We start from the raw sequence: 26,756 nt of genomic DNA on the forward strand, positions 1-26,756 counted from the left end.
CACAACAACAACCCAAAAAACCCAACCCGTCTTTGTGTTGGTTTTTGTGCCCGCGCCCGGCGGCCCCTCTGGCCCCCCCCCCCCCCCGGGGGGGGGGGGCCCCCCCCCCCCCCCCCCCCCCACCACTCCCCTGTCCCGGTCCCTCGCTTTACCGCCGGTAAAGCGCTCCAGTGGCGGGCTTGCGGACACCCAGGAAATGTTCCGGGCCCTGTGCTTACCTGCTGGTGCGGCTGCATACGCCTCCTAGGGTCCCTGTCTATGACCGAACCCGCTGTCGCCGCGCCGGTGAAGCTGCCCGTGCGCCACACCCGTTCCCAGAGCGAGAAGCGCTCGTTCTCAACGCAACTCAGGCTCGCCACCCTGCGGCGCCTGAGCTGGGTCGTCCAACACGGCTACGTGCTCACCGACACCGTCGACGCCGCGGTCAACGCCTACCTCGACTCCGCCGGTGTCCCGCACCCCGACCAGGACGGCGTCATGCCGCCAGAGTTCTGAGCCGCTCGACGGCACACCGATCCCCAGAAGAGGCACGCCGATGTTCCTTCGCCCCACCAGAACCGTCCCCGACACCGATCCGCTGCTCACCGCCGACCTGCCCGAACGGGTCCAGACCGGCCGGGACCGCCTCGCCTACCAGCACGACCCTGCCTTGCGTGACGCGTTGTCCGAGCAGGAACTCCAGGCCGAGCGTCAGCTGGCCGAACGGGTCCGTGAGCACCGCCGCACCGAGCAGCTCGCGGAGCTCACCACCGCCGAAGCGACCGCGGCCGAGGTGCGCAAGACCACGACCGAGATCGTGCGCACTGAAGCCCGCGACCTCACCCTGGCCCGCCGCGCGCTGGCCGAGCAGCGCCGCGCGTCGAGTCCCCACGCCCAGCTGGCCCAGCTGTACCGCATCAAGAAGTGGTCCGGTCGCGCGCTTGCCGGCGTCGTCGCCGGCGCCATGGCGTTCTCGGCCGCCAACGTCCAGCACAACCTCGCCCCCGGCGGCCCCAACGAGCCGCTGTACTGGATGAGCTACCTCCTGGAGGCGCTGATCTCGACGGTGCTGGTGGTCTTCATGGTCTCCGGGTCGGCGGTCGCGCGCTGGAAAGTCGTCGAGGGCGAGAAGACGATCCAGCGGATCGAAGTCGCCCTGCTGGGCGGGTCGATCCTGCTCAACACCTACCCCTACCTGCGCGCCCCGCAGGACTGGGCCGCGGTCGCGGTGCACTCGGTCGCGCCGATCATGATGGGCGTCGCCCTGTTTGGGCACACCGCAGTCGCCAAACGGATGGGTGCGGCCATCACGAAGGCCTCGCTGGAAGTCTCGGCCACCGACGACACCGCCGAGCGCCTGGCCGAACTGCTCACCCGCGCACGCACCACCACAGCGGTACCGGAGCGCGGCATCGAGCCGCGCGACGACGCCGCGGCGCAGGAGGACTTCGCACACGAGTTCACCGATCTTGCCTCGCGCGCGGAAGGCACCGCTGCGCACGAGTCGCGCGCGCGCGAACGGCTCGCCGCGCACGCGACCCAGACCGCGCGCGGAAGCGCGCGCGACGACGTCGATCGCGCGCCGCTCGCGCGCTACGAATCGGAGCTGCCGCGCGCGGAATATGCCGAGCCGCGCGCGACACAGGGCACGTCATCGATCGCGCGCGACATCGACACCCCGCGCGGTAATCCCCCAGCGGATCCAGAGGGGATCGCGCGCGACGATCGCGCGCCGCGCGCCGCGCATAGCCCCGATGAGCTGGGAAATGACGGCGAACCGATCGCCGAGCGCGAGGACAACGAAGAGCCCTCTGCGCGCGACGACTCCGAGGCGGTCGCGCGCGATCTGACTCCGCTCATGGCGCTGGTTCGCGCGCCCCAGGCCTCGCGCGCGACGCGCGAAACGACCCGGCCGTCGCGCGCGCACCGGGCGCCGATCGCGCGCGCAACGGCGGTCGACGGGGCGCTCGCGCGCGCGGCCGATCGCGCGCCGCGCGCGACACCGATCGCGCACGAGGAACGCGGCAGCGGCCCGTTCGCGCGCGAGATGACGCCGGCGGAGGCAACCCGGCTCGCGCGCGCGGTGGGGGAGCGGGGCAAGTCCAAGCAGCCGATCGAGGTGCTGGCGCAGATCTACCGCGCCAAGTCTCAGGGCATGACGACCAACTTCATCGGCGACACGATCGTTCACCTCCCGCACTCCACGGTCGGGCGGGCAATCAGCGCAGCGATCGCAGTATCCGGTCCACATGCGCTCGACTGAGCACGCACGTACGCGACAGCCCCGGCGGTACCCGCCGGGGCTGATTCGTGTCCGGGCACTACTCGGCGCGCGACAGCATCTCGGACATGGCGTCCGACAGACAGCCCGTCCGAAACTGCCGATCAGCAGCCGAGTTCGCGGCCACTATTTCCCTATGAGGTCACGTCAGCGAACGCTCCCGCCCGGTCGGCTTCCCGGTACACTCATACTGTGCCCCAGGCAGAGCAAGGTAACATTTACCCCTGGTAAATGAGGTCTCCTCCTTGGTGGAGGAGCCCACCCTGGGCGGGTGGTCGCTGCGCTGGGCCGTGGTTTTCCGACGAGCGGAGGTGGTCGCGAGTGGTCGCGGAGCAGGGTGTGGCGGGGTCGTTGGAGGGCCGGGCGCGGGGTTCGCAGAACCTGGCGCGGGCGCGCCGGCGGCGGCGTCGCCCGAACATCGAGGGGAAGAAGCAGACCCTGGAGGTGGTGTTCTCGGAGGCGGAGTTCGCGAAGGTTCAGGCGTTGGCGGACGAGGTGGATTGCACGGTGCCGTGGTTCGTGGTGCAGGCGGCGGTGTACCCGGCGCCCGCGTCGTCGAAGGGCGATCGGTCCTCGGACAAGCCGTGGCTGCCGTGGCCGCAGCGCAAGGCGCTGTCGGCGTCGCTGATGAGCGCGACGGGCGCGTTGGACGAGGTGCGGCTGGAGCAGCTGGCGAAGATCGGCAGCAACCTGAACCAGATCGCGCACGTGTTCAACGCCGACGGTGTCGCCTCCGATGAGATCGCGGAGGTGCTGGAGGCGGTCGAGGAACTGCGCGAGACGATGACGGAGTTGCGGGAGCGGGCCGAGCGTATGGAGGAGTTGGCGCGGGAAGCGGTGCGCCGATGAGCCGCCAGGGTCCGCGCGGTCGGGGGTGGTCTGCGTGATCGCGAAGATTTCCCGTGGGCAGAAGCTCGGTGGCCTGATGGTCTACCTGCTGGGCAAGAGCGACCACAACGAGCACAAGGATCGGCACATCATCGCGGGCTCACCGACGGTGATGCGGGCGGCGTGGCTGGAGCATTTCGACGGCGAGAGTCCGGAGGTCGGTGCAGCGTCGCGTGAGGCGGCGTTGGCGGTGGCGCACGAGATCGAGATCCCGCGCGCGCTCTACGGCACGCAGGCCCGGATGAAAGCCCGCCCGGTCGCGGTCGGGGTGGGTGGCCGTGAGCCGGGCCTGGACGTGGTCGAGCCCGCGGGCAAGGGCGAGAAGTCGGTGATGCGCAATGCGCCGGTGTGGCATTGCGTGTTGGCGTTGCAGCCCGGCGAGGAGCTCGACGACGCGAAGTGGTCGCAGATCACTCACGAGTTCATGGCGCGCATGGGATTCGCGGGCACCAAGGACGGCAAGGTCGCTCAGGCACGGTGGGCGGCGGTGCGGCACGGGCATTCCGGTGAGCACGGCGACGGTCAAGATCACATCCACATCGCTGCGAGCCTGGTCCGTGAGGACGGGTCGAAGGTCTCGACGTTCGACTATGGGCCGGGTAGGGCCAAGGGGGATTGGAAGCGTGCTGATGAGGTGTGCGGGGAGTTGGAGCGTGAGTTCGGGCTGCAGATCCTGACCACCCGTTCCGAAGGTGGTGGGCTGTCGCAGAATTCGCGTGCGGAGATCGAGCGCGCCAAACGCCTGGATGCTTCCGAGACCGAGCGGGAACGGTTGCGGCGCCTGGTGCGTGCGCACGCGGTGGCCTCGGATTCGGAGTCGGAGTTCGTGACCGGGTTGCGGGCGGCGGGGATCTCGATCCGCCCGCGCTACGCCGCCGGCACCACCGACGAGGTGACCGGCTACTCGGTGCGCTGGCACCGCGACGGCAGTGAGATCGGTCCGTGGGTCGGCGGCGGCAAGCTCGCCAAGGACCTCACCTTGCGCGCATTGCGCGAACAGCAGTGGGACGACAGTCCCCAAGCTCGCCGAGATGCCCTGTCCGCGTGGAATGCGCGCACCGGCGGCGCGTCGAAGACGGCACGCGGTGGGCGTGGGGACGGCGTGGACGCGTGGCAGCGGGCCGCTGACGATATCGCGGGATGGCGCGAGCGGCTCGCGCAGATCCCGCACGATGACCGGCGCCAGTGGGCCTACATGGCGGGCCAAGCCGCCGGGGTCTTCGCGGCCTGGTCGGAGGTTTTCGAGGGCGATCAGCCCGGCGCTTTCGCGGCGGCAGCGAAGGAAATGACACGGTCGGCGCAGGTCGAACGCGCGGCCCACCGCTGGCGGCCAGCGCGCGCGGCGCGGTCGAACGTGTTCGCGGACACCGCGAAACTGCTGCTGGACAACCCCGGAGTCGGTGTCCCGCGCAGCCATCGGCGGGAGGCAGCCGAGGACGCCGCGGTACTGATGGCGGCGCTGCTGCTGGCGTTGATGCTCCTGCTCCTGCTGCTGGCGGTGGCGGTCGTGGCCGAAGTCGCGCGGGCGCACCGGTCGCGCGGGGAACTCGGGCGCGCGGTGGAGGTCGACCTCATGACCCACCACCACCTGGATCCGGTTCTGTCGCAATGGGAAAGCGAGCTCGAAGACCGCCGCTTCCAGTGGGACCGCGACGCCGCGCAGGTGTTCACGGCCGCCGCCGGGCGGGCCGCGCAACGCGGCCTGGCCGCCGCGGCCGTCACCGTCTCGCCCGACACCGACCAGCCGACCGGACTCGACCGCACGACCGATGTCGAACGGCGCCAGGTCGCTGCTGTGGCCGGTGAGCCGGTCGCAGCGTCGGCGGCAGAACCTGTTGCCGCACATCCTCGTCGGAGGTTCTACAGCGATCTGCCTTATACCGAGCGGGCAGGGCTACGGGCGGCGGCAGTAGCCAGTCGAGCGTTCGGGTCGGATGACCTGCGTCCACGCGGGTGGACCGATGCCCTGCTCGACGGCGAGCTGGCGCACCGGCGGGCCGAGGTCGATCTGCTGGCCGCCGACATCGAGGCGTGCCGCGCGGGTCAGGGCCCCCATGCGGTGGAGGTTCGTGCGGCCATCGTTGCCGAGACGCGGGCGGCGGAGAAGATTCCCGCCGCGCAGCAGGCGCGAGACGACGCCGACCAGCTCGCCGTGGAGCAGCGCAAGCTTGTCGGGAAGCGCACCCGGTTGGAGCAGGAGCTGGCCGAGCTGCCACGCCGCAAGGTCCTGGCGCGGGGCAAACTGCAGGCCGAGCTCGCCGAGACTCTCACGGAGCTCGACGACATCGCGCCACACGTCACCGGCGCCGCCCGTGCCGCCGAGGCTGCCGCGAAGGCGACCGGTGTGCCCGAGAACGACTGGAATTCGACGCTCTCGCATGCCGATCCGCGGCACCAGAAGATGCGACTGAACGCGGCGCTGAGCACCGACCGGCACAACACCGACGAGGACGCCACCTACCTCTACGGGTTGCAGCGGGATTTGCAGGCCATCGAAACCGAACATGCGCGGCGGGCGAAGCTCACCCCTGCCCAGCAGGCTCGTGAAGCCGACTCGCGCACCGAGACCTCGACCCGGAACCCTGCCCGTTGGCAGGTGTCACCACCGACCGGTCCCGCACCCGAGATGCCTTACCGGTCACCGGATCCGAGGCGCGGGCCCGACCACGGGATCGGCCGATAAACAGGCGAGACCGCACACGGGTGCGTCCAGTTTTCTGGACACACCCGTGTACTCGGCAACTGGTCAGGCGGCCCGCCGATTCAGCACAAGGGTTTTGCCGAGGTCGGTGGCCACCTTCTGGGCACCCACCGTTCTCACGAGGCGATGGACGTGTGCTCCGTTCCAAGGAGCGGTGCCGGCAGGGGTGGACAGCCCCTTCTCGTTGAGTGCGGCCGCGATGCGCCGGTACGACAATTCGGCGTCGAACAGAACGACGATCACGGTCAGCGCCTCACGGGAGCAGCTCATGGGCCTGCCCGGCCGACGCCCGCTCACTGCTTGCCTCCCCGCAGCAAGGCCCGCAGCGCAGTCAGCAAGTCGCGCAGGATATTCCGGGCCCGCAGGCCGCGTTCCCGGCTGCCGCACAGGGCGACGGCCACGACGACCGGAATCAGCAGTGAGATGACGAGGACGGGCGCAGCGACCAACCAGATCACCGCGGTAAGCCCGGGCGCCAGTGAGGCGATAGCCGGGGTAAACATGTGGCCCCTCCTAGGGGAGTTAGGCAGGACCACACGCCTGACCAGGGGTCAGGTGCGCAAAAGTCCTGCAAGTCGATGAGTTCGGATCGACTTGCAGGAGTTGGGGCCGCGGGTGCGGCGAGGGCGGGCGACGACCAGTCGCCCGGGCGGCATGCAGCCGACTTCGCGGTGAGCCAGTCGTGCTCGCCCGTAAGCGATCTCGGCACGTTTGGCCGCGAGCGCACGGAGGAAAGCCTCGCGCTGTTTGTCCTCGCTGCGGATTCTCGCAGCAGTATGCGCCCCGGAAATCCAAGCCTTCGACCGCTGGCGGAACCGGATGACTCGAGAGAGGACTTCCCGCCGGGCCGCAGCTTCGCGGAGCGCCTGAATATTGACGAGCAGTGAGCTCACGCCGCCGCGCAGCTGGTCCTTGAGGTCCTTCCAGACGTTCTGTAGTTTGTCCCCAAACTCTTTCCAGACGTTCGAGACGCTCTGCAGTTTGTCCCCGAACTCTTTCCAGGCGTTCGGGAGCTCCAAGGTGAGGAAGGGTGCAGACAAGTCGGGCTGGTAGGCCCGGACTGCCGATTGGAGGGCCAGGTCGGGCTGCAAAGTGGCAGCGAACCGACCCATGTCCATCGTGGACACCGTGGAAGAGAGTTGCTTTGCTGCGTCCTGCAGCACGGACGAGGCAGAGAACGCCGCTGTTGACGCCTCGCTGGCAAGTGCTTGCATCGCCGGCATCGCCGGGGCGAGTTCTCTCACTGCCGCCGTCATCGACGTCTCGCGGGGGAGTGCTTGCATCGCCGAGGCCACCGATATCTCCGGGGCGAATGAGAGTTGTCTGGCTACGTCCTGCATCGCGGACGAGACGGAGAACGCTGCCGTCGAAGCCTCGCGGGCTAGTGCTTGCATCGCCGGCATCGCCGGGGGGAGTTCTTTCACTGCCGCCGTCATCGACGTCTCGCGGGGGAGTGCTTGCATCGCCGACACCACCGAGAGGGCACCGACCGAGAACGGCTCATTGAGGCGACCGAGGACAGCCTGCTGCACGCCGGTAGTCACCCGGCCGGACAGCTCGGCGCCGATCGTCATGGCTGCCAGTGTAGGAAAGGCCCTCGGGTGTCTGGTAATTCGCCCGCCACGTCGTGTCGATCTTTTTTCGGGCCCGCCATATGCCAAGACGCAGTCGAACCTGCCGATAGCGGTGGGGTCACGCAGCCGGGGCTGACGCGACGGCCGATGCTCACCGGTCGACCACTAGTCCGGGTTCTGGCTGCTCAGAACCTGAGCCAGAGACGGCCCGTGCGGTCGGTGACGTGGTCGCGTCCGATGTTGCTGCCGCACCAACTTCGTTGGCTTGCCACGGATCGACCTCACCGCCACGGGAGCAGCCGGTACTCCTGGAGCGTTTCGTGAAGGGCTGCGGCGGCTTTCAAGGTGGCGGCGTGCTCGCCGCGGGCGAGGGTTCCGGTCCGCGCCCAGCTGCCCAGGGTGGTCAGCACCTCGCGGATGCTGCGCGGAGAACCCAGGACCAGGGCGACCGCGGCACGGTGCGCTTCGGCTGTGGCGGCGGTGGTTTCGGGCTGGGTTTCGGGCATCTCGACCGGGGGGACCGACCCGTCCACGCCGTGATACGCCTGCCACAGATCGCGGATGAGCCACTCCATCCGATCCTGTTGCCACGCCTCGCGCGGCCGCGGCGGGTCCTTGCGTAGCCGTGCAGCGAGTACCCGCAGCAGTCTGTCGGTGGCCTCCCCGTCGGACAGCACGCGCTCGACCGCGCCGTCGGGGGAGAGGGGACGGCTGCGGTCAACGACTCGTTCGCGGATCTCCTCGTGGACCTCGATCACGCGGCCGGCGGAGCGGGCGGCACGGCGTTCTTCCGAAGCCAGGCGGCGGCATTCCGGCGAGCACCACACGCGAGGACGGCCGCGCCGACCGGTCGAATCCTCGACGGTGTTGCCGCACCGCTGACACTGTTTGGCGTCCATGACCGCGAGGGTATCCAATTTTCGCCGGACGAAATTTCCCGAAATATCCACGTTGGTGCAAGAGGTGTGTCGGATTTTTGAGATCAGTTGGTGATCGGGTTGGGGGAGTTCGCGGGTTGGGCGGAACGGGTCGTGGTGGTGGTGCGTCGGAGTAGGTGTGGTTGAGGTTGAGAGAGTCGGTCAGGTTGTCGAGATGTGGCCGCGGCCTGACGATGTCGCGGCCCGCTGGCGACAGGCGCGTGTGCGGATCGCGCTGCAGCTGACCTACGGGCGCGCGTCCGAGCGTCGGCGGGCGCGAATCCTGGCGCGGTCTGAGAGGCCGCCCGGCTCCCACTCGCCCTCCATCTGATGCAGTAGGCAACCCGAAGCCATATGCGGCGGGCCGTCGAAACGTAGGGTTCCGCCCATGACCGGCACCCGGCTCGCCGACCTTCGTGCAGAGCTGTCCGCTGTCGTCGACCGGATCGAGCGCGCACTCGCCGCGGGCGAAGACACCACCGCTCTGGAGGACCACGCGAACGACCTCCAGGACCAGATCGACGCCATCCTCGAAGTCGGCGGCGCCGAGGAGTACGAGGCGGTGCGCCGACGCGAACGCCCGCAGGCCGAGCCGCCGCCCCCATCGGATCGACTGTTCTGAGCGGGCCTTCCGGTCGCGGCACGTGTTTTCGCCGGACGAAATTGCAGAAGTGAACGGCCAGAATGCAAGAGATTTGACCTGTATGAGGCATTCGCGAACAGGGTGGTGATGTCGGTGCGGCTGCCTACCCTCAGGAGGGAGCAAGAGAGCTTCGGCGACGCATGGGGGTGACATGGGGACGCAGTACAGGTATCTGTGCGGGCACTGCAGGATGTGGCACGACTACCCGTTCTGCCCCTTCCGCCGGCCGCAGCCGCGTCGGGTGATCACCCGCGGCGAGATCCAGACTGAGCTGGAGTTGCGCGAGCTCGAACGTGCGGGTGTCATCTCGCCGCGCAAGCCGTTTCGGTTGCGCTGGGTGTTCCTGCCGATGCTCGCTCTCGTCGTGTACTTCGTGCTGCTGCTCCTGCTCTGAGCCCACGAAAGGCGCCCACCGACGGCTCCACGCCGTGGGCGCTACCAACGCGACAGGACCGATCCTCGGGCCTGCGGTGACAGCCTGGAAAAGCGCTCACCGAACACCGTTGGACTGCAGCAACTTACCCACACCTCAAGGTGTGCGCTGAGCGCTGGTGCGATTTCCCTGAGGTGTGTCGGTGAGGGTGGGCACCATGAAAGGTGCACCGATCCTGGTGCATCGCAGGGGAATTCGATAGGGGGCCTCTCATGGGCCGTGATACCAGCCGTCACCACGCCTACGAGCTGTGGACCGACGAACGATACGCCGAACTGGTCGAGCTGCTGGCGACGGAGTTGCCGCTCGCCGAGATCGCGCAGCGGACCGGCCGCAGCATCTCCGCCCTCCAGATCCAGCTGCGCAAGCTGGTCCCGCTGGAGTACGCGTTGCGCCCCGGCGACGCCGAGGAGGTGGTGCGGACGCTGCTGGTACCCCCGAGCTACGACTGGCGGGCGGTGCTGCGCAAGCGGGCAGGCAACGATCCCGCAGGTGACGGCCACGCCGTCGTCGGATCCGGTGGTATTCAGACCAGCCGCAGAACGGGGCGCTCATCGGGTTGGCCGAGCAGAAGCCGCAGGCGGGGGATCTTCCACTTCAATTCGCGGGCGAGGTCGACGGCGGTCAGGGTGCCGTTGGATTCGGCGAGTTCGAAGGCCTTGGCGAGCAGGCTGGGGACCTCGCCGGGGTAGTTCGTCGCGGGGTCGGGGGCGATGATTTCGAGCTCGTAGAGGTGGTTGAGGCGCTGGTAGGCGCGGCGGGCGCTGGCGTCGGAGATGGTGCCGAGCTCGCGGCAGCGGTACACCAGCGATTTGAGCGAGACGCCCCATTCCTGGCTGATCTGCTCGAGCGCCTTGACGTCGAACCGGTTGGGCAGGTGTTCGTGGATCTGCTCTGCGGGGGTGAGGAATTCGGCGGCGAAGGCGTCGGCTTCGCGTTCCTGCTCGGCGTCGCCGGGGGCGGCGTCGCGGTGTAGGACCAGGTGGCCGAGTTCGTGGGCGGCGGTGAACCGGTGCCAGTAGACGTCGCTGCTGCGATCGGGAGTCAGCACGATCAGCGGCCGCGGCATCCGCGAGGTGGAGAAGGCGTTGATCGTCGGGGTGTCCGCGCCGGCGAAGGGCACCATCGTGGCGACGATGCCGTGGCGTTCCATGGTCCGGATCAGGTGGGGGATGGGGCCGATGCCCAGACGCCAGTGCAGGCGGAGTGCTCGGGCGGCGGCGGCCGGGGTATCGGGGAGCCTGGTGGTGTCGTCGGGCAGGAAGCCGGGCAGGTCGACCGGCGGGAACTGCACGTACTTCTCGAGTGCGTAGGTCAGTTCCCAGACCTGCTCGACGAACGCGACGGCCTTGGCGCGTTGGGAGGCTCGGGTCGAACGCAGGCTGCGGAAGTGCGCGGCTGATCCGTCCAATCGGGCGAACGGGCGGCCGCCGGCGAAGAATTCAACCGGGACGTCGAGTACCTCGGCGAGCCGGACAAGATGATCCGGCCGGGGCGGGGAGGTCTGGGATTCCCACTGACTCACCGCCGCGCCGGACACCCCGACCTGCTCGGCCACCGCGGCCTTGGTCAGGCCGGCCAGCTGCCGGGCCTGGGTGAGGCGACCGGCGTCGAACACATCGGCCACCACGACAGCGGTGGCCGGCGCCGAGTCGGCGCCGGTACGGAACAGGTGTAGCTGGGATCGTTCAGTCATCACTTCCGGTTTCAGATTCGGGGGCAGGAGGCTGGCCACCATCCGGGGTCACCGCCGGGTTCCGAGGCGAGAGCACGAACTCCTCGAGCGGGGCCTGATCGAACCGCGCGGCCGTAACGGTATTCGTATCCGGGCTCGGAACGGAGGTGAGCGGTCGTGCCGAGACCGGACGCGATTCCCCGCCGCCGATCTCGCCCATACGAGGAATTTCCTCGACATGGCTCCAGTCCAGACGCCCGGACTCATCGCCCAGCGAGGCATCACCCCAGAAAACGCGCAGAACGCCAGCGTGCGGGTTGGCGGCGAAGGCCAGCACGATCAGACGCCCCGCCTCCGCGGCATCGTGCAGGAACGCCTCTTCGGCCTGCAGCTCAGCCTGCAGCTCCTCGTCGGACATCGCGGCGTGGTCGAGCGAGAGCTGATCGGATCCGTTCGTCGCACCGAGCGCCAACAGCCGTTTGCGCACGTCGGAGAGGTTCATCTTCGCCGACTCCAGCGGGGCGTACGCGGTGTCGCCGTACTTCCACGGGTAGATGATCAGGTTGCTCTCGTCCAGGACGGTCAGGCAGTAGCGCGCGCCCTTGGGCCGGGGAGTACGCACCGGGGTGACCGCGGCCAGCGCCTTGGCCAGCTCCTCGGGCAGGATCAGCCACATCAGCCCGTACGCGTCGTTGGAGCTCAGCCCGCTGCCTTCGTGGCTGGCCACCGCACGCAGGTGCGCGGCTTCCAAGGCCTGCCACACCGCCGCACGCACCTCGATCGCCAGGTCCCCGAACTGCGCGACCTCCCACGCCGTCGGCACTGCCTGCTCGCTCATAACACCCTCCCTCGCCTGCCCGCTGGCTTATGTTTCAGACAGTCGGAGCAGAGTATCACTTAAGTTTTGCGCAACAATAGCGCGCCGCGCCGACGAGTCAGCACTTCCCATCGTCGGGCAGCAGCCGCCTGCCTGCCGCCGGAAAGCGCGAATACGGCACGCGATGACACTGGTACGCAACGGAATTCATCCTCGGCGGTGGCGCGAAGCCCCCGGCCCTCGGGGCGCGAAGTCCGATTCCGGCGCTAAACCCCTCGCGGAGATTCATTGCCGCGCCTCGACGCGATTGAGATGGAGGTTCCGCCACCTGCTAGGTGATGATCAGTGGTCCTTACCTTGATCACCACCTAGCAATTTCGGTCCAGCTGCACTTAGGAATACCCGGTCCTCCGTGCGGATGTGGCCAGGCTGTCACCGTTCGTCCGCGGTCCTATCGGCATCGATGGCCACTGCAGCTTCTATCTGCCCAATCTCGGCGGAACGCACCGACCGCTGCGTGATCCCGACGCCCTTGGCGGCGAATACTTTTGGACTTTTGGCATCGATGCCTGTGCCTGCAAGAGCGAGAGTCCGGGTCGAGGGGTTGACGGTGGTGAGTTCGGGGATCGGTTTGTCGGTGCCCTGCAACTCGTCCACTTTGCGTGCCTGCGGCAGGACTCGCCGCTCCATGGAGCCCACCGTGGCGTTGAACGTGTCCACCGTGGCGTCGAGTTTGGTACCGAGTTTGTTGAGGTGGGTGACCACATCCCGCAGGCGCTTGGTCATTTCCTTGCAGATGTCGACGGTGCGCTTGATGTTTTCGACGGCCGCTTCCTGCCGCAGGACTGCCGCCACCGACCGCAGCAGCACAAGCAGGCTGGTCGGAGTGGCGAGGATGACGTTGCGGCTCGCCGCGTACTCCCACAGCGCTGGGTCCTGCTCCCACGCCGCGTACAAGAACACCTCCGACGGTACGAACATCACCACGAATTCCGGTGATCGCTCCGGCAGCGTCCAGTACTCCTTCTCGGTGAGCTGGTCGATATGCCTGCGCACGTTCTTGAGGTGCGCGGACATCTGCTCTTTGCGTTCTTCCTCGTCGCGAGCGTCATGGGCGTCCAGGAACGCCTTGAACGGTGATTTGGCGTCGACCACGATCGACATCTCGCCACCGATACGCACCACCATGTCGGGCCGCAACGTCGCGCCCTCGCTGGTGGTGAGGCTGGGCTGTTCGGCGAAGTCGACCTGGTTCAGCATTCCTGCTGCCTCCACGACGGTCCGCAATTGCCGTTCGCCCCACTTGCCGCGAGTGTGGGGCCGCCGCAGAGCGTTCACCAGCCGCCCGGTCTCCTTCTGCACCTGCTCGTTACTCAGCCGCAGCTGCTCGTTGGTGGTGCGCATCTGTCGCAGTTGCTCACCGAGCGAAGCGAATGATCCGACGCGGTCCTTCTCGACACCACGCACATATTCAGTGAGGGTCGCCACCTGCGTGGACAACGGTTTGATCAGCTCGTCGACCGCGGTTCGTCGCTGATCGAGCTCCTGGCCGGTGGCCTGGGCACGTTGATCAGCCAGCTCGGTGAACTGTTTCACCAGCCGGGCGCCGGACTGCTCCAACACCTGCGCGGCCATGTGCTTCATGCCGTCCTGCGCGCTGCTCAGCAACGCGATCTGTTCGGTGTACCGCTCCCGCGCTGACACCAACTCCGCCTCGACCCCGGCCCTCGCTGCTGTTTCCGCGTGAACCCGCTCCTGCAGCGCCTCCGCTCGGTCGACCGCAGCATCACGATCTTGTCGTGCCTGTTCGATGGCTACGTCGCGTTCGGCCCGCACCTGGCTGATCGCGGCGTCACGTTCGGCCCGCGACTGGGCGATGGCAGCGTCCTGCTCTGCCCTCGCCTTCTCACCCGCGGCGTCACGTTCGCGCCGCATCTGCTCGGTCGCCTCGCGCTCGCGCCGGGCCTGCTCCTCGGCAACGGTCATCCGGCCGCGCCCAACCATGAACCCGATTCCGCCGGTGAGGCCGGCCACCACGATCACCATCACCACGAACACACCAATGCCGATCAAGTCGAAACCCTTCTCCCTGAACGCCGATGCGACCTCGGCCCCTCGTGAGCCGGGAAGTGGAACTGCGAGCGGCCTACCCAACCGCCGAGCGCGCAGGGAGATGTATCACCACCCACCGACACATATCGGTGTCGCCGTGAGCTGCGAAAACAGACTGTTCACAAGGTTTTTGGAAACTGGCGCTGAGAGAACAATCCTCGCGCCCGCTCCGCCGCGGACCGGGCCCTGGGTGATGCCCGCGGGGTAGTCGGCACGATCGGTCCGGACCACGACACATGTCGTCACTGCCCGGGTCTGCTGGGGAGTCCGAATACCCTGCTGACTCCATCACACACAGCGGGGTCGATGCGGCTGCACGCGCCCATTCCTTCGGACACCGCAATCCGGACCTGCGTGCAGGCGCACCGCAACACCACAAGGCGGCGACAAAACCACAACACACCATGTATGTTCCGGGAGCGCTACGCCTGTGTCCGTGCGGAGTGTCAGCAGTCGAAGTCCGGATCCGCGGAAGTCGTCGGTGACGCCGTCCTCGTCGAGGCGCTCCGCCGCGACGGCCAGGGCCGAGACACCTTGCATGGCAGGCGCGAGTCGCTTTCCTTCTTGAAGTGGATCCGTGCCTGCCCTTTGGCCCTGGAGTGCCTTGCGGGCATGCTGGTTGTGCATCGAACAGCGTTGTACCCCCCACTCCGGTTCTGAGTGGGGGCATCGCAGCACTTCAGGGCATCGGCCCCTGCCTCGCTCGGTCGGTCGGCGCCTGCGCCGGGTCTACTGGTCGAGCCTGTCCTCAAGTTTCGGCAGCCACTCTCGGTGGAACCGAGGTCGGTCAGTTCCGCTTGGCCGAACGTCTTTTCTTATAGCTATCCGCGGATGACGATTTCGATGGAGTCGACCTCGACGCCGTAGTTGATCGCGAGCCCCGCCTTGGCCTGCGCGATCGTCAGCCCGGTTGATGCATCCGGCAGCGTGGCGGTAGCGGTGGTGCTGCGTTCCATCTTCTGGAATTCCAGCCCGTCAAGGTCGATGCCCAGCGCGCCGAGGCGGGTGTAGCGGACCGGGTTGCGGTCACCTGCCCACACGTCGGGCTCGTTGATGCGTGCGTACTCGCTGACCTCGATCTTCCAACGGCCAGGCATCTCGTCCGGCTTGGTGGACGGGCTTATGCGCGAGATCCGGCCGATGAGGAAAGCGCTGCCGTGCGGTTCGCTGCCATCGGCGAAGGCCTCGTAGTTGTGGGCGTTCTGCGTGCAGACGAGCCATTTGCATCTCTTCGCACGGGCAGCGTCGAGCTTCCACGCCTGGGACCCGCCCTCGCTGAGGATCTTCTCGAGGCTCTTGCCGGTGAACACGACAACGGTGTCTTCGATCTCGGTCATAAAACTATCGTAGCAACTATCTACAAAGTATCATTATTTTATTTATGAAATACCGGGATCGACGGGTGTCACTGTGACTCGGGCGGGCGCAATAGTCCCAAGGTGCGCCGGGCCCCATGGACGCCCTGTGTGGCCTCCGCTTCCGGGTTCTGGGGCTGTGCAGCTGCCGCGTAAGGGTCGGTGCTGGGCTATGCCCTCGGCCAGGATCCTGGAGAGCAGGTTCTCGCGCGCGGCTTTGTAGGCGGCGATGACATCCAGAATGCGGTCTGTAACGGAGGGGTCGAGGTGTCTGACAAACTCGTCAGCACGACCCACACACGAGCAGGAGGTTGGTCGTCCCTTCGGCGCAGCTGCGGGGTGGAGATGACGGAAGGTAGTGCCCGGTGACGAGGATTTTCGACAATATCGAGACTCGACTCGGGACCCACCTGCAGCAAACCTTCGCGATCTCCGAACGAATGGACGTTGCGGTCGGCTACTTCAACCTTCGCGGCTGGTCTGCCTTCGACGAACTGGTCCAGAAGAAGATCGTCGCCGGCGTGACAGGCCCGGTGGTGCGGGTTCTGATCGGCATGGTGATGACCGGGCCGCAGCAGGAAGCCCTTGAGGACCTGCAGGCCACGGTCGACGGCACGCCGCGCACCGATGCTGACGCCAACGCGGCACGTGAACGCAAAGCGCAGTTGCTCGAGCAGTTGCGTACGCAGTTGATGCGCGGGATGCCTACCAATGCTGACCGCGCCACCTTGCAGTCGCTGCGCGATCTTCTCGATTCCGGGGCAGTGGAGATCAAGGTATTCACCCGCCGGCCGCTGCACGGTAAGACCTACATCTGCTACCGGCAGGATCTGAACAACCCGATCACCGGGTTCGTCGGCTCATCGAATCTCACAGGCCCCGGGTTGACCTCGAATTTCGAGCTTAACGTCGATGTGCTCGATGTCCACGCTGCCAAGACCCTTGCCGACTGGTTCGAGGCACGCTGGAACGATAAGTTCAGCCGGCCAGTGACCACCGATCTGCTCGATCTGCTCGATGAGTCGTGGGTACGCAAGGAACCTTGTCGTCCGTACGAGGTGTTCTTGAAGGTCTGTTACGACCTGTCCCGCGATGTGCGCGAAGGCTTGGCCGAGTACTCGGTACCCACCGAGGTCGGTAAGCAGCTACTCGAATACCAGGCCACGGCGGTGCAGACCTTGGCGCGGCGGATCATGACCCGCGGCGGCACCATGCTCGGCGATGTGGTCGGCCTCGGCAAGACACTCACCGCGATCGCGGTGGCGTTGATGCTGCGTGACGAGCACGGCTATATGCCGCTAGTGGTGTGCCCGAAGAACCTGGTATCGATGTGGGAAGAGCACTTCGAGGCCTATGACTTGCATGGCCGGGTCGTCCCGTACAGCATGGCGCACCGGATCCTGCCGGAGCTGCGACGCTACGCGTTCGTCATCGTCGACGAATCTCACACCCTGCGCAATGAAAACCGGCGCGACTACCAGGAGATTCAGCGCTACATCCAGGACAACGACAGCAAGGTCTTGTTGCTGACGGCTACCCCCTACAACATCCGCTTCCGGGATGTGGCCAATCAGCTCGGCCTGTACCTCGACGACGACGACGATCTCGGGATCGCGCCGACCAACGCGATCGCCGCCGATCCGCGCTTCATCGACAAGGTCGACGGCAAAACCACCACGTTGGCGGCATTCCGTCGGTCCGAGGATCCGGACGACTGGAAACGGCTGATGAGCGAGCATCTGGTGCGCCGCACCCGCACGTTCGTCAGAAACAACTACTCACGTATCGACGCGGATGGCGGCCAGTACCTCGAATTCGCCACCGGGCAGCGGTTCACCTTCCCCATGCGCGTCCCCAGGCCGGTCGATCACTCCTTCGGCCCCGATGATCCGGCGGCGATTATGGCCAGCGACGCCACCCTGGATACGCTTACCAACCTGGTCCTACCGCGCTACGAACTCGGCAACTACATCTCCCGGGGCGCCAAGTTGACCACGGCCGAGCAAGAGTTCGTCGACAATCTCACTCGCGGTCGCGGCCAAGTCGCCGGGTTCGTGCGCACTACCTTCTACAAGCGCCTGTCCTCGTGCGGGCACTCGTTCACCTTGTCCCTGCAGCGCCATATCGCCCGCAACGAACTGTTCGTCTACGCGATCGATCAGGGCTTGGCGATCCCGACCGGCACCATTGTCGACACCAGCCTCGCCTTCGACGACGACGAGGACCCCACCGACGACGACCTCGCCTCCGGCGAGAATCTCGGCGACGAGCCGTCCCGCCGCTACGAGGCTCTCGTCGCCGCCGACCCGAACTCGGTGACCTGGGTCCGCCCGGAAATCTTCGTCCCGGCGCTGCGAGCCGATCTCGACCGCGACACCACCGCCCTGCGCGGCTTGCTCGCCTCGTACGGCGGCTGGAACACCGCCCGCGACTCCAAATTCGCCGCCCTGCTCGCGCTGCTCACCGGCGAGCATCCGGACGAAAAAGTACTGGTATTCACCGAATACAAGGACACCGCCGACTACATCGGCACCGCCCTGCGGGCCGCCGGCATCGACAGTGTCGGGGTCGCCACCGGTGACAGCGAAGATCCGACCGCGTTGGCGCACCGCTTCTCCCCGCGGTCGAACGCCCTGCCCGGGCAGGAACAGCACGACATCGACAATGAACTGCGGGTCTTGATCGCTACCGACGTGCTCAGCGAAGGCCAGAACCTTCAGGACGCGCACATCGTGGTCAACTACGACCTGCCGTGGGCGATTATCCGCCTGATCCAACGCGCCGGCCGCGTCGACCGTATCGGCCAAGCCTCCGACACGGTCCTGCTGTACTCGTTCTTCCACGAATCGGTCGACACTGTCATCTCCCTGCGCCAACGCATCAGCGACCGTCTGCACGCCAACGCCGAAGCCTTCGGCTCCGACGAGCAGTTCTTCGGCACCGACACCGAAATCCGCGCCATCACCGACCTCTACAACGGCACCCTCGATGACCAGGACAACGCCGACGACGTCGACGCCTCGAGCCTGGCGTATCAGCGCTGGCACGAAGCTGAGAAAAACGACCCCGAACTTGCGAAAAAGATTGCCGCGCTGCCGGACATGATCTCCGCAACCCGCGCCCTGCGTCTGAGCGACCGCGCCGACGGAGTCCTCTGCTATGTGCGCACCGAATCCGGCATCGACGGCTTTGGCGAGGCTGGCATGGACGGACAGATGCGACTGCTCACCGGGCACGAGGTCCTGCGCGCGTTCGAAGCCACACAGGAAGAACACGGCCTCGAACAGCACGAGCAGCACAACGAGCTCCTCGAACAACTAGTGCGCGGCCCACTGGCCACCCCACAGATCGCGGCTGGCCGGTTGCGCGGGGTGCGCCGAACCCTGTGGCGCCGGCTCGGCGAAACATTGAACAACTACAGTGCCGACACTCAGGCCGCCCTCGACGAGCTGTACCAGCACCCGTTGACCAAATACGCCGAACAACGCCTGCGTAAGGCCATCCGCTCCGGCGCCAGCGACGAGGATCTGACCACCCGCATCACCGCCCTGAATCGCGACGGGGACCTCGTCATCGCGTCCAGGACCGGGAAAGACCCGATCCGCATCGTGTCCAGCATGGGAGTTCGTTCGTGACCGACAACCGCCTACTCGACCTCGTCGACAGGTGTGACTTTCGCACCCTGTTCATCGACGAACTCGGCTGGAACAACCCCGACCGGCCCGACTTGTCGATCGAGGTCGACGACGACACCTACACGCTGCACCAGGTCGCCAACTACAAGGGCCTGCGCATTTGGCACTGCCCCGTCCTACCCCCGCGCAAGATCCAGCGTCAGATCGACGTACTGGTCGGGAAGGACAACCAGGAACGTCTGGTCATTTTCACCGACGGCCGCCGACAGGAATGGCGGTGGCCACGGCGCGCTCAACTCGGCAGTACCAACGCGAAACTCCTAGTCCACGAACACCTTGTCGGCGACCGCAGCACCCACCTGGCCGAGCGGCTGCAGGCGATCGAGCTCGACTTCGACGAAGACCTGCCGCTCGTCGAACTACTCGACCGGATGCGCGACGCCTTCGACCACGAAGCCGAATCCGCGTCCGTTGCCGCCGCGCGCCTCATGGGCACCCTATACACCTATCTCGAAACAGCGGGCGTCGGTGAATACGACGCCACCCTGCTGCTCGCACGCCTGCTGTTCCTGCTGTTCGGCGACGACGCCGATATGTGGGAGCCCACAGGCCTGTTCGAGCGGTACCTCCGTGACAGCACCACGCCCGAAGACCTGGACCGCCAGCTAATCGACCTGTTCGGCGCCCTTGATACCCCCGACGACCAGCGGGACCTCGAAGCGGACTCACCACTCGCACAGTTCAGGTACATCAACGGCGGGCTCTTCCACGGTCCCCTCCGTCTCTCGCAGCTGCCAGCTGGGTTCCGCGACACGTTACTGGAGGCCTGCGAGTTCAACTGGTCGGTGATCTCCCCGGCAGTGTTCGGGTCTATGTTCCAGACCGTCAAGAGTAAGGAGGCACGGCGGCACGGCGGCGAACACTACACAACCGAGGAGAACATCCTCAAGACCATTCGGCCACTCTTCCTCAACGAGTACCGAGACCGCCTCAAACGGGCTTGGGATGACAAGGGGCAGCTCACACGTCTGCACAACGACCTGGCGAAACTCCGGTTCCTAGACCCCGCCTGCGGATGCGGGAACTTCCTCATCGTCGCTTACCGAGAACTTCGCGCGCTCGAACTCGAGATCCTCAAACGCCGACGGGACCTGGATACGCTTGACGGAACCTCCTCCGGCGGCGACCGCGCCCAGCTAACGCTCGACGTCAGTGCCGAAATCAAGGTCACACTCGACCATTTCTACGGCATCGAGATCGAAGAGTGGCCCGCCAGGATCGCCGAGACAGCCATGTTGCTCGTCGATCACCTGGCGAACCAGAACATGGCCGAGGAATTCGGCGTCGCTCCAGATCGTCTGCCGATCGCGATCGCGCCCACCATCATCCACGCCAACGCACTACACACTGACTGGGCCGCAGTCGTCGCCCCGTCAGCCCATGTCGTGATCATGGGCAATCCACCGTTTCATGGACCCAAAGAACGAAGCCCCCGCGAGACTGCCGATCTTCAACTCGTCTGGGGACCGGAGTACGACGGCTTTCTGGACTACGTCGCTGGATGGTATAAGAAGGCCACAGAGTATTTCGGGCAAACCCAAGGCCAGTGGGCCTTCGTATCCACGAATTCTGTGTCGCAGGGGCAAGCGGTTCCAGCTCTTTGGGGCCACGTCTTCGAGATGGGCTGGCGGGTCAAGTTTGCGTATCGGAGTTTCCCATGGAAAACCGAGGCTCCCGGCGGAGCAGCAGTCCACTGTGTGATCATTGGATTCACCCGGAGTGCGGGAGAAGCGACGCTGATCGAGCCCAGCGCAGGTGGCCATGCGGTATGCAGGATACCGGTCCCAAGTATCAACGCCTACCTGGTGGATGGTCCGAACGTCCTGGTGACCAAGCGGATGCGGCCGCTGTCTCCCGGGCTGCCCGAAGTCGACGCAGGCTCAAAAGCCGTGGACTGGGGCTACCTCACGGTTGAGCCGGATGACTACGAAGCTGTCGCGGCCGACCCCGTTGCTGCGAAGTATCTCCGTCCTTACCGCGGAGGCGACGAACTGATCAATGGCGACGAGCGCTGGTGCCTGTGGTTCGTAGACGCAGACCTAGAGGAACTTGAGCAGAGCGATCTGATCGCAGCGCGCCTAGCGGGGGTCAAGCAGAAGCGTGAAGCAAGCCCGAAAGCCGCCACCAGACGAATCGCAGACACGCCTCACCTGTTCGGCGAGATACGACAGCCTGCGGTCGACTATCTCGGAATCCCACAAACGTTTACCGACAATCGAGCGTTCGCGACGGTCGCACGCCTCTCCGCAGACGTAGTCGCATCCATCAAGCTGTTCACATCACCGGACCCTGACGGGTATCTCTTTGCGATGATCTCGTCATCGATGTTCATGGTCTGGCAGCGGACGGTTGGAGGCAGGCTGAAGTCTGATCCAAGCTTCACGAACACCATCGTCTGGAACACGCTGCCGCTGCCGGAAGTCTCCAACACGCTGAAACAGGAGATTATCGCAGCTGGCAAAGGCATCGTCACCGCGCGGCAGTGTCACCCAGATTGGTCATTGGCGCAACTGTACAACCCCGTCTCCATGCCAAGCGAAGTGCTGGAGGCGCACAATCGGCTCGATCTGGTCGTAGACCACGCCTTTGGCTGTGCAGCTGGACCCACTGCTCGGAAACGTCAAGAAGTTCTGTTCAAGCGATATTTGCAGCTACGCGGCCGCGGTTGATTGGCTCGGGGTTCCGGTAGTAATCGCCGAAAAAGCGGACATGAGCGTTGGTCCCTCGAGCGGCAGCGGTGTCTCGCTTTCCCCTGAAGGGTTGATGGCTACAGCTGTGCGGTACTGCCAGGCTGGCCAACGGTGATCTCGGGTACGTACTTGTAGGGGTTCCGGTAGTACTCGAGCGAAAAACAACACATATGGCTGGACCAGCAGCGATGCCGTGTCGGTGCCAGGTGTGTTGTTTTTCGCCCGAGTACTACCGGAACCCCGTACTGCTCGCAGGTCTCTCTGGATCGCACAGCTACTGCATCAGCTCGATCTCGCTGCGCTTGCAGCCTGCACCGAGTGCGACCAGCTGAAGCACTGACGACCTGCTCGACGCCCTGCCGACAGATCTGCCCCGCTATCCGAAGTGGCTCGACGACGGTCACCAGGTGCCGACCACTCCGCACCGACTGGTCGCCCTTGCTTGACCGATATGCCTACCGATACGTGCTGATTGTTACCTGGGTTCCGGCTGGATAGGGTCGCACGGTTCGGGGAGGGACATTCCTGCTCGGCGAATCTTTGCAGCGGGAGGTTTTGTGTTTCAGCGGTTTTCGGGGTCTACCCGGAGCGTGACGGGCTGTGTAGTGGCCGTGGCTGCCTCGGTGGCGTCGGTGCTGTGGGCTCCGTTGAGTCCGGTCGCCGATGCGAGTGTATGCCCGGCCGGGGCCGCGAATCGTAATGCGTGCGTGTCGATCACGTTCGATGGCATGGGCCTGAACGCGGACGGGGTCGGTTGTTCCGGCGCCTTCCCCGGGACGCTCAATGGCGTGCGGTACCTGGTGTCGGCAGGCCATTGCTATCGGCCCGGGGCGCAGGTTTCCGAAGTGAACGGCCAGGTGATCGGCTCGTACGAGTCCGGTACGCCGGATGACCTGCGCGCGATGAGCTTCGGGTACTCGTTGATCCGGCTCAACAACAACATCAGCACGAATTCGATTACGTTCGAACCCGGTCCGCACCTCGTCAACCTGTACGCGGTCGATATGAACCCTCAGACGGGTCAGCAGATCTGTCTGAGCGGCTGGACCAGCCGCTCAACCTGCGGGTCGATTGCCGAAGTCCACGACAATTACATTCTTGCCGACGGGATGGGCTCCGAGCAGGGTGATTCGGGCGGGGTCGTCTACCGCTCGACGGGATACGGCAAGGGAGCCATCATCGGGATTCTCATCGGGAAGAACGATGAGACGCATCAGTCGATCATTCAGCCGGTGGGGAACCTGTTCTGGGCGATCGAGTCCGACCGTGGGGCGCAGTTGATTCCGGATTTCGTCTACTGAGCGGACAGAACAGGCCTACGGGTCTACCCAACGCCTTCGGTGTGCCGCTCAGCGACACACCGAGGGCCGGAATACCCAGTGATCAGTGATTCAGGCACCGAGCCCTCAGCCCGCGGTGGCTAGGCCCTTCTCGGCCTTGACCGCCTCACGCGCCAGGATGCGGGCTCGCTGTTCCTCGAATCGGAGGCCATCCTTCTCGAGTTTCTCGAGGTAGGCGCCGAGCTCTTCGCGAACCTTCTCCCCGCGAGCGGTGAAGTCGTCTGTACCTGATTCGGCCGCGACAACGCATCCATTCCGATTGGATGCCATGTCATTTATGCCGTCACGCCTCGATCGTCCGACTGACCTCGGGCACGTATTTGTAGATCGTGGACCGGGAAACGCCCAGCAGCCGGGCGATCGAGGACACCGATTCGTCGGGGCGGGTCAGTAGAGCGCGGGCCTGGCGGACCTGTTCCTCGGTCATGGCCGGCGGGCGGCCCAGGCGCTGCCCGCGGGCGCGCGCGGCGGCCAGGCCCTCGTTGGTGCCTTCCACGATCAGCTCGCGGATGAACTCGGCGAGCGCGGCGAACACGTGGAAGACCAGGCGCCCGCCGGGGGTGGTGGTGTCGAGTGCTTCGTGCAGGGACTGGAATCCGATGCCGCGGCGGCGGAGTTCGGCGACGATCGCGAGCAGGTCCTGCATCGAGCGGCTGAGCCTGTCCAGTGCGGGCACGACGAGGGTGTCGCCGGGGCGCAGGTATTCCAGGCAGCGTTGCAGTTCCTCGCGTTCGGCGTTCTTGCCGGACTTCTTGTCCGCGAAGACTTTCTGGCATCCGGCCGCGGTGAGCGCGAGGAGCTGGCGGTCGAGCAGCTGGTCGGTGGTCGAGACCCGGGCGTAGCCGACGAGCGCGCCTCCGCCGCCGATCGGGTCGAGCGCGTCGCCGTCGAGGACGAGCGGGGCGGGGCTGTCGAGATCGCGTGTCGCGGTGGCCATGCCGGAGACTGTACGAGAAAGGGCCGACAAGACTTGTTGGACACCAACACTTTTCGACACGTTTTCTCGACACATGGCCGGTTCGGGTGACCTGGGATTCCGAACCACACGGCACCGAGGTGTCGTGGGTGTTGTAAATCGACCGTTTTCCGAACGGCTGTCGGCATGGGGCACCCCAACTGGACGCAATGCGGGGTGCGGCCACTTGGTCTTCGTAGTTGGACGATTCGCGTTCTCGACGAAGATCTAGGTTAGATCGTTCCAATGCCATGCTGAGGCAGCAGCCCCACCCGGTTCTCGACCAAATCGGAATGCCTCCCCATCACCGACCAAGTACGAGAACATGCCTCTAGTGGCTATTCGGTCTAACAGCACTTGAGGCGGGCGATGACCGATTTCGGCCATCGCGTGCGCCAACCAGACGCCGCCGCCCGGATCGTCGAGGGCGATGTGTTCGGGATCGACACGCTCGGCGAGGGCAGTGGCTGCGTCCTTCGCATTTGCCCTCCACAGCTCACCCAGCAGCACGGCGACGGCGGACGGGTCGTCCAGGATGTGTTCGGGAACGACCCCCTCGGCGATGGCAGCGGCTGTGGCCTTCACATTCATCCCTGGCCGCATCTCCACCGACACGGTGGCAGTGTGCGGGCCGTTGAGGGCGATGTGTTCGGAATCGGCACGTTCGGCGAGGGCAGTGGCTGCGTCCTTCGCACCCGCTCTCCGCAGCTCACCCAGAAGCGCGGCGACGGCGTGCGGGTCGTTGAGGGCGATGTGTTCGGGATTGACATGTTCGGCGAGGGCAGTGGCTGCGTCCTTCGCATTTGCCTTCTGCAGCTCACCCAACAGCCCAGCGACGGCGTGTGGGTCGGCGGCGGCGGACGGGTCGGCGACGTCGACATGGGTGATGACCCAGTCCACTGCGTGATTGTCGCTGGCGTGTGCGCGGAGGCGATACCGGATCAGGTGTACTGCCGCCCAGAGGTCACCGTGCTGGGTGGCGTTCTTCCACAGTTGGGTGGCATAGCGGTAGAGGCCGCGGTCCCACGCGGACATTCCGAGGGTCACTTGGTCCTTGGGAGGTGCGTGGCGGGCGGCGGCCTTCCAGAATTCGATTGGCAGGATTTCTTCGGCGCGGTGTTTGCGCCCGTGCTGGTCCAGGTAGTCGGCGAACTGATACATCGACGGGTTCTCTGCGGGACCGGGGCGCTGTGCCCGATATTCGTTGCGGGCGGTGGTGCCTGCTGGCAGTCGGCGTGACCGTTTCCGGGTGAGCGGTCCCGGCGCTCCTTTGCAATGCACACCCAGATCGGCGAGGGCTTGTTCGAACCAGTTGTTCTCGACGCGATTCCAGTTGCTGTCGCTGATATAGAACGGCGCGATCTCACACAACAGATCGGCCGGCAACGCGTTGCGATGCCCCAGGCGGCGCAAATCCATCGCGACCTCGATCACCGCCCGCGCCGCCGGGGACGCGGAATGCTGGTATCGCCGGATCAGTTCCGGGCCGCCGGCCAGATACTGGGTGACCTCCCCGTCCCGGGCGCGTTCGACCGCCATAGCCAGCCGCGGATCCCGGCGCGCGGCCGCACGCATGGCGTCGAGGTCGTCGCCGATGAAGGCGTCGGGCACCCGGATCACGGTGTCTTCGAGCAGTTTCGACACCGGCGAGGTCGAGTCCTTGCACAAGACGTCGTGGTGGTCGGGCCATAAGGTTCCCAGCACCAGCACTGGCGCGCGGGAGGGGTCGCGCAGCAGATTCCGGATCTGCTGCGCCAGCTGCTGCGGATCACCAGCGACGTTGCCGAGATAGTTCTGTGTCTCGTTGAGCCACACCACCGTGTGTGCGCGCACCCGCCCCAGTTCCTGGCGCACCTCGCTGTCGGCCGACTCCTGGAGCGGCTTCCACAAGCGCCACCCGCCCAACTGTTTGAGTGCAGCCAACGCTTCCCACAACGCGCGGGTTTTGCCCCCGGAGGACCCCGCGACCAGCACCACCATGACGCTGCGGCCCTTCAGGGCCTGGCCGACCCGCTCAGCCAGTTCGCGATCGTGAGCGCGAGGCACGTACTCCGGTAGCAGGCTGAGGTCACCGGGAGCATCCACGGTGATCGACCGGTGAACATCGAGAGCGAACGGATCATCGAGAACGGTCAATCGCTGCCCAGGACGTCGCGCCTCGTCAGCGGTGACACGTTCATGCGCGCGCTTCCACGCCTCCATGTCCTGGGCTGCGACCTTCCAGACCGGGAGCACTTCGGCGAGCGTGGACCACCGCGGAAACGAACCGCCGGTGGCCATACCATGGATCGCTGCCGTAGAGACCTTGCACAATCCGGCGACTTTGCCGTAGCTCAGGCCGCTGGCTTTGTACAGGGCTCGTAGCGCGTCGTGGAGCTCGTCGAGAGTGCCGATTCGGTCGGGGTCCACTCGCACGGTTCACCTGCCCTGGGAATCATTCGGTTTTCGTTCAGTTGTAGACGCAAACGCACTGTGTCATCAGGCGGTTCCGGAAGCTTCGCCCTACCGGATGCGACCGAACGGGCTACTCACCGACGGTGGGTTCGTGACTCTCACCAGCATCCTCGCCGCTATCGCGGCCATCGTTTTGATCCTGCACGCTGCGGCCCAGATCCCCCTCGCTCTGGCCGGGCTGTTGAGCGCGTGCAAGCCGGTCCTCACCGCCCTGCGAGATCTGCGCAAGTCCGATCAATAGAGAGAC

The 26,756-nt window shown here is 65.9% G+C and carries 21 protein-coding genes; 10 read left to right on the forward strand and 11 right to left on the reverse strand.

Annotated elements, in window-relative coordinates; all coding sequences use genetic code 11:
- Nucleotides 1-258: 258 nt before the first annotated feature.
- The 4 genes from ACFYTS_RS35495 (at nucleotide 259) to ACFYTS_RS35510 (ending at nucleotide 5,831) form a co-directional block, all read left to right on the forward strand.
- Nucleotides 259-495 carry a hypothetical protein gene (locus ACFYTS_RS35495; protein ID WP_387309609.1) on the forward strand — a complete coding sequence of 79 codons (237 nt, stop codon included), beginning with the start codon at nucleotides 259-261 and terminating at the stop codon, nucleotides 493-495.
- Nucleotides 496-535: 40 nt separating this feature from the next.
- Nucleotides 536-2,242: a hypothetical protein gene (locus ACFYTS_RS35500; protein WP_387309610.1), complete on the forward strand. Its 1,707-nt coding sequence runs from the start codon at nucleotides 536-538 to the stop codon at nucleotides 2,240-2,242.
- 339 nt (nucleotides 2,243-2,581) lie between these two features.
- Entirely contained in the window at nucleotides 2,582-3,109 is a 528-nt protein-coding gene (locus ACFYTS_RS35505) for a MobC family plasmid mobilization relaxosome protein (protein ID WP_387309611.1), read from the forward strand.
- A 34-nt stretch (nucleotides 3,110-3,143) separates the two neighbouring features.
- On the forward strand, nucleotides 3,144-5,831 hold the full coding sequence (locus ACFYTS_RS35510; protein ID WP_387309612.1) for a relaxase/mobilization nuclease domain-containing protein: 2,688 nt from the start codon (nucleotides 3,144-3,146) through the stop codon (nucleotides 5,829-5,831).
- 63 nt (nucleotides 5,832-5,894) lie between these two features.
- Here ACFYTS_RS35510 and ACFYTS_RS35515 read toward each other — a convergent pair whose 3' ends face one another.
- From ACFYTS_RS35515 to ACFYTS_RS35530, 4 genes are all read right to left on the reverse strand, one after another.
- Nucleotides 5,895-6,092, reverse strand: a complete 198-nt coding sequence (locus tag ACFYTS_RS35515; protein ID WP_387309613.1) for a recombinase family protein — start codon at nucleotides 6,090-6,092, stop codon at nucleotides 5,895-5,897.
- Nucleotides 6,093-6,142: 50 nt separating this feature from the next.
- Nucleotides 6,143-6,352 (reverse strand): hypothetical protein, encoded by a 210-nt coding sequence (locus ACFYTS_RS35520; protein WP_379403636.1) that lies wholly within the window; start codon nucleotides 6,350-6,352, stop codon nucleotides 6,143-6,145.
- Between the two features lie 48 nt (nucleotides 6,353-6,400).
- On the reverse strand, nucleotides 6,401-7,423 hold the full coding sequence (locus tag ACFYTS_RS35525) for a hypothetical protein (RefSeq protein WP_387309614.1): 1,023 nt from the start codon (nucleotides 7,421-7,423) through the stop codon (nucleotides 6,401-6,403).
- Nucleotides 7,424-7,704: 281 nt separating this feature from the next.
- Nucleotides 7,705-8,322, reverse strand: a complete 618-nt coding sequence (locus ACFYTS_RS35530; protein ID WP_387309615.1) for a hypothetical protein — start codon at nucleotides 8,320-8,322, stop codon at nucleotides 7,705-7,707.
- 406 nt (nucleotides 8,323-8,728) lie between these two features.
- Between ACFYTS_RS35530 and ACFYTS_RS35535 the strand changes: the two genes are divergently transcribed.
- Nucleotides 8,729-8,962 carry a hypothetical protein gene (locus ACFYTS_RS35535; RefSeq protein WP_387309616.1) on the forward strand — a complete coding sequence of 78 codons (234 nt, stop codon included), beginning with the start codon at nucleotides 8,729-8,731 and terminating at the stop codon, nucleotides 8,960-8,962.
- 211 nt (nucleotides 8,963-9,173) lie between these two features.
- Nucleotides 9,174-9,377, forward strand: a complete 204-nt coding sequence (locus ACFYTS_RS35540) for a hypothetical protein (protein ID WP_387309617.1) — start codon at nucleotides 9,174-9,176, stop codon at nucleotides 9,375-9,377.
- 565 nt (nucleotides 9,378-9,942) lie between these two features.
- Here ACFYTS_RS35540 and ACFYTS_RS35545 read toward each other — a convergent pair.
- The 4 genes from ACFYTS_RS35545 to ACFYTS_RS35560 all read right to left on the reverse strand — a co-directional run bounded on the left by ACFYTS_RS35545 (nucleotide 9,943) and on the right by ACFYTS_RS35560 (nucleotide 15,357).
- Entirely contained in the window at nucleotides 9,943-11,112 is a 1,170-nt protein-coding gene (locus ACFYTS_RS35545; RefSeq protein ID WP_387309618.1) for a helix-turn-helix domain-containing protein, read from the reverse strand.
- Nucleotides 11,105-11,929, reverse strand: a complete 825-nt coding sequence (locus ACFYTS_RS35550; RefSeq protein WP_387309619.1) for a hypothetical protein — start codon at nucleotides 11,927-11,929, stop codon at nucleotides 11,105-11,107. Before ACFYTS_RS35550 ends, ACFYTS_RS35545 begins: the two co-directional genes overlap by 8 nt.
- A gap of 411 nt (nucleotides 11,930-12,340) precedes the next feature.
- Nucleotides 12,341-13,981 (reverse strand): DNA recombination protein RmuC, encoded by a 1,641-nt coding sequence (gene rmuC / locus ACFYTS_RS35555; RefSeq protein WP_387309620.1) that lies wholly within the window; start codon nucleotides 13,979-13,981, stop codon nucleotides 12,341-12,343.
- Between the two features lie 860 nt (nucleotides 13,982-14,841).
- On the reverse strand, nucleotides 14,842-15,357 hold the full coding sequence (locus ACFYTS_RS35560) for a hypothetical protein (RefSeq protein WP_387309621.1): 516 nt from the start codon (nucleotides 15,355-15,357) through the stop codon (nucleotides 14,842-14,844).
- 383 nt (nucleotides 15,358-15,740) lie between these two features.
- Here ACFYTS_RS35560 and ACFYTS_RS35565 point away from each other — a divergent pair, with 383 nt between their 5' ends.
- The 3 genes from ACFYTS_RS35565 to ACFYTS_RS35575 all read left to right on the forward strand — a co-directional run bounded on the left by ACFYTS_RS35565 (nucleotide 15,741) and on the right by ACFYTS_RS35575 (nucleotide 23,061).
- Nucleotides 15,741-19,010, forward strand: a complete 3,270-nt coding sequence (locus ACFYTS_RS35565; RefSeq protein WP_387309622.1) for a helicase-related protein — start codon at nucleotides 15,741-15,743, stop codon at nucleotides 19,008-19,010.
- Entirely contained in the window at nucleotides 19,007-21,739 is a 2,733-nt protein-coding gene (locus tag ACFYTS_RS35570; RefSeq protein WP_387309623.1) for a class I SAM-dependent DNA methyltransferase, read from the forward strand. The genes ACFYTS_RS35565 and ACFYTS_RS35570 overlap by 4 nt, the downstream gene beginning before the upstream one ends.
- 626 nt (nucleotides 21,740-22,365) lie before the next feature.
- Nucleotides 22,366-23,061 carry a hypothetical protein gene (locus ACFYTS_RS35575; protein ID WP_387309624.1) on the forward strand — a complete coding sequence of 232 codons (696 nt, stop codon included), beginning with the start codon at nucleotides 22,366-22,368 and terminating at the stop codon, nucleotides 23,059-23,061.
- Nucleotides 23,062-23,166: 105 nt separating this feature from the next.
- Here ACFYTS_RS35575 and ACFYTS_RS35580 read toward each other — a convergent pair whose 3' ends face one another.
- The 3 genes from ACFYTS_RS35580 to ACFYTS_RS35590 form a co-directional block, all read right to left on the reverse strand.
- Entirely contained in the window at nucleotides 23,167-23,370 is a 204-nt protein-coding gene (locus ACFYTS_RS35580) for a hypothetical protein (RefSeq protein WP_387309625.1), read from the reverse strand.
- Nucleotides 23,371-23,383: 13 nt separating this feature from the next.
- Nucleotides 23,384-24,037, reverse strand: a complete 654-nt coding sequence (locus ACFYTS_RS35585; RefSeq protein ID WP_387309626.1) for a recombinase family protein — start codon at nucleotides 24,035-24,037, stop codon at nucleotides 23,384-23,386.
- Between the two features lie 246 nt (nucleotides 24,038-24,283).
- Entirely contained in the window at nucleotides 24,284-26,464 is a 2,181-nt protein-coding gene (locus ACFYTS_RS35590; protein WP_387309627.1) for a hypothetical protein, read from the reverse strand.
- A gap of 136 nt (nucleotides 26,465-26,600) precedes the next feature.
- On the opposite strand from ACFYTS_RS35590, the gene ACFYTS_RS35595 reads away from it, so the two are divergent.
- Nucleotides 26,601-26,750 carry a hypothetical protein gene (locus ACFYTS_RS35595; RefSeq protein WP_387309628.1) on the forward strand — a complete coding sequence of 50 codons (150 nt, stop codon included), beginning with the start codon at nucleotides 26,601-26,603 and terminating at the stop codon, nucleotides 26,748-26,750.
- Nucleotides 26,751-26,756 lie beyond the last annotated feature (6 nt).

The organism is Nocardia sp. NPDC004151, assembly GCF_042874235.1.
In the GTDB taxonomy this organism is placed as follows: Bacteria; Actinomycetota; Actinomycetes; order Mycobacteriales; family Mycobacteriaceae; genus Nocardia.